The sequence below is a fragment of the Gluconobacter sp. P1D12_c genome, from assembly GCF_018812105.1.
In the GTDB taxonomy this organism is placed as follows: Bacteria; Pseudomonadota; Alphaproteobacteria; order Acetobacterales; family Acetobacteraceae; genus Gluconobacter; species Gluconobacter oxydans_A.
On the sequence record NZ_JACSIQ010000528.1, the window covers coordinates 1 to 430 of the forward strand.

The window sequence follows — 430 nt, forward strand, 5'->3', positions numbered from 1 at the left end:
GCTCTTGAGCGTGAGCATGAGCAGGCTTGCGATGGTGCTGTTGATGTTCAGAAGAATGGCAAGAGCAGGAAAATCAGAAGCACTCAAAATACTATGGCGTGCATTGTTCTGTCTTGGCCAGGTGAGATGGATGCCGATTGTAAGCGTTGGCAAGCTCGGTCGGTCAAGTGGTTGCAGGACACGTATGGGGACCAGTTGAAGACAGTCATCAGGCATGATGATGAGGGTTTTCCTCATCTTCATGCTATCATCGTTCCTGATGATTTGAAGGCGATCAGCTTACATCCTGGGGATAGTGCAAAGCAGAAGGCCAAGGCGGATGGGTTATCTCCAAAGGAACAAAATGAAGCCTATAAGCAATCGTTTAGAGATTGGCAGGACAGTTATTGGGATAAGGTCGGGAAGCCTTCTGGCTTAACTCGTATTGGTC

Annotated in this window: 1 protein-coding gene; it reads left to right on the forward strand. The window is 48.4% G+C overall.

Annotated elements, in window-relative coordinates:
* A partial coding sequence (locus KP705_RS17995) for a plasmid recombination protein (protein ID WP_215765280.1) occupies positions 1-430 on the forward strand: 430 nt, incomplete at both ends.